This window comes from Corynebacterium sp. HMSC070E08, from assembly GCF_001808895.1.
Classification (GTDB): domain Bacteria; phylum Actinomycetota; class Actinomycetes; order Mycobacteriales; family Mycobacteriaceae; genus Corynebacterium; species Corynebacterium hiratae.
The window spans coordinates 1-2,153 of sequence record NZ_KV794782.1; the positions used below are offsets into that span (position 1 = coordinate 1).

Genomic DNA, 2,153 nt, shown 5'->3' on the forward strand with positions numbered 1-2,153 from the left:
CGCCGCAAATCCACACGAAATGTCCCTTAAGCCCAAAATCGGCACCAACGGCAAGACAACCCTGCGATGGGGAGGCAAACTACGCCGCCTCTACATCGGACGCAGATGGGGCGGGGAACCAATCACCATGGTCTGCATCGACAACCACGTCGACGTCAAAATAGCCATCACTGGGGCACAAATCGCCGCCTACACACTCACCGAAGAAAAGATCTACTACAACTAGAAAGACAACGAACTCAACCCCAGTCGGGGCAACTAAAAATCTCGAGACACCGACCGGAACGATGTCTCGAGACTTCACAGCGTGCCCCAGAGAAGATTCGAACTTCCGACACCGGCTTTAGGAGAGCCGTGCTCTATCCCCTGAGCTACTGGGGCGGGGGTGCGTTGCGCACCTAAGTAAGATTAGCAGCCCTGCTTTAGGCGGCGGTAAATGCGTCGCCTTGGGTCTACTCGCCGGCCAGCTCCGCGTACTTGGCGCGAACCTCGCTGGCGGAAGGGTTGGTGGCGTGAGTGCCGTCGGAGTAGAGGACGGTTGGAACGATGCGATTGCCGTCGTTGACGGATTCAATCCAGGCGTTGATGTCGTCGGTGTTCTCACCTTCGACATCGACGAGCTCATATGGGGTTTCGGTGCGGTCCAGGTTTTTGATCAGCTTTACACAGAACGGGCACCAGTCAGCGAAGAAGATGGTGACGTGCTCAGTGGTTTCGGGGGTAGTTGCCATTATGCAGCAGCCTTTCTGTCGTAGGTGAGGAATCGGTATTTCATGGGCAGCTCGCTCGGGGGCTGGCCGGGAATGGTGAGGTGGCCTGATTCGGAGGTCAGCCAGTCACTATCGGCAGATAGGCTGAATTCTTCCGGAACGCTCGGGGCGAGTACGGCATCTGCGCCGTAGGCATCGCCGACTTGTACACCCATGAGGGTGAGCTCGATTGTATCCACGCGGTCGAGGGCGGAGCTATAAAGTTGGCCACCGCCGATGATCCAGGCGTCGCCGGGCGCGGTTTCGAGTGCGGCGTCGATGCTATCCACCACGGTGGCGCCCGCAGACCACTCGTCGGGCTCGCGGCTGGACAGCACGATGTTCTCCCGGCCCGGCAGCGGGCGGAACTTGGGGTTGAGGGATTCCCATGTCTTGCGGCCCATGATGACGGGCGCGCCCATGGTCACTTCCTTGAAGTGCTTGAGATCCTCCGGCACGTGCCAGGGCATGACCACGCCGTCACCAATGATGCCGTCAAGGGACTGGGCCCAGATTGCGCCCAGCATTAAACGGACACCTGCGCCTTGATGGTGGGGTGAGGGTCGTAGCCGATGACCTCAAAATCATCGAAGTCATAGGAGAACATGTCCTGCGCCTTGTGGAGCTTGAGCTGCGGGTATGCACGGGGCTCGCGAGAAAGCTGCTCCTTGACCTGTTCGATGTGGTCGTTGTAGATGTGGCAATCGCCGCCGGTCCAGATGAGCTCGCCCACCTTCAGGCCTGCTTGCTGTGCAAACATGTGGGTCAGCGCGGCATAGGAGGCCAAGTTGAAAGGAACGCCCAAGAACATGTCCGCGGAGCGTTGGTAGACCTGCATGGAGAGTGCACCGTCAGCGACGTAGAGCTGGAACAGCAGGTGGCAGGGCATGAGCGCCATCTTGTCCAGCTCAGAGACATTCCACGCGGAGACCAGGTTGCGGCGGGAATCCGGGTTGTTCTTGAGCGTGTCCAGGGCGGCCTGAATTTGGTCGATGTGCTGGCCATCCGGCGTGGGCCAGGAGCGCCATTGCACGCCGTAGACAGGGCCCAACTCACCGTCCTCATCGGCCCACTCGTTCCAGATGCGGACCTTGTTCTCCTGCAGCCACGTCACGTTGGATTCGCCGCGCAAGAACCACAGCAGCTCACCAATCACGCCGTGGAAGTAGACCTTCTTGGTGGTCAGCAGGGGAAAAGACTCCGCCAAGTTATAACGAAGTTGGGCACCGAACAGGGAGAGGGTACCGGTACCAGTGCGGTCGCCTTTGGGAGCGCCTTCTTCCAGGACGCGGCGCAGGAGGTCCTCATATGGTGTTGTGAGGGCTGAAGAAGCGGTGGGAGTGTCACTCATGATGTCCAAGTGTAGAACGTTTGAGGTTACCCTCGTTTAGTGGACACCCTATT

3 protein-coding genes, 1 tRNA gene and 1 pseudogene are annotated in these 2,153 nt (G+C 59.1%); 1 reads left to right on the forward strand and 4 read right to left on the reverse strand.

All coding sequences use genetic code 11. The features are described 5' to 3' along the window. Nucleotides 1-287, forward strand: a pseudogene (locus HMPREF2526_RS12975) (IS481 family transposase); the annotation flags it as partial. A gap of 21 nt (nt 288-308) precedes the next feature. Here the strand turns inward: HMPREF2526_RS12975 and HMPREF2526_RS08495 are convergent. The 4 genes from HMPREF2526_RS08495 to HMPREF2526_RS08510 form a co-directional block, all read right to left on the reverse strand. Next, nucleotides 309-381 (reverse strand) — tRNA-Arg (locus HMPREF2526_RS08495). 71 nt (nt 382-452) lie between these two features. Beyond that, nucleotides 453-731 carry a glutaredoxin domain-containing protein gene (locus HMPREF2526_RS08500; protein WP_049155191.1) on the reverse strand — a complete coding sequence of 93 codons (279 nt, stop codon included), beginning with the start codon at nt 729-731 and terminating at the stop codon, nt 453-455. Further along, the gene (locus HMPREF2526_RS08505) at nt 731-1,276 is read right to left on the reverse strand and encodes a dihydrofolate reductase (RefSeq protein ID WP_049155189.1); all 546 of its coding nucleotides are present in this window, start codon (nt 1,274-1,276) and stop codon (nt 731-733) included. Before HMPREF2526_RS08505 ends, HMPREF2526_RS08500 begins: the two co-directional genes overlap by 1 nt. Continuing rightward, entirely contained in the window at nt 1,276-2,100 is an 825-nt protein-coding gene (locus HMPREF2526_RS08510; RefSeq protein WP_049155187.1) for a thymidylate synthase, read from the reverse strand. The genes HMPREF2526_RS08505 and HMPREF2526_RS08510 overlap by 1 nt, the downstream gene beginning before the upstream one ends. Between the last annotated feature and the right edge of the window lie 53 nt (nt 2,101-2,153).

Coding starts and splice junctions, on each gene's coding strand:
- HMPREF2526_RS08500 (WP_049155191.1), bottom strand. CDS start 731: ATGGCAACTACCCCCGAAACCACTGAGCACGTCACCATCTTCTTCGCT.
- HMPREF2526_RS08505 (WP_049155189.1), bottom strand. CDS start 1,276: ATGCTGGGCGCAATCTGGGCCCAGTCCCTTGACGGCATCATTGGTGAC.
- HMPREF2526_RS08510 (WP_049155187.1), bottom strand. CDS start 2,100: ATGAGTGACACTCCCACCGCTTCTTCAGCCCTCACAACACCATATGAG.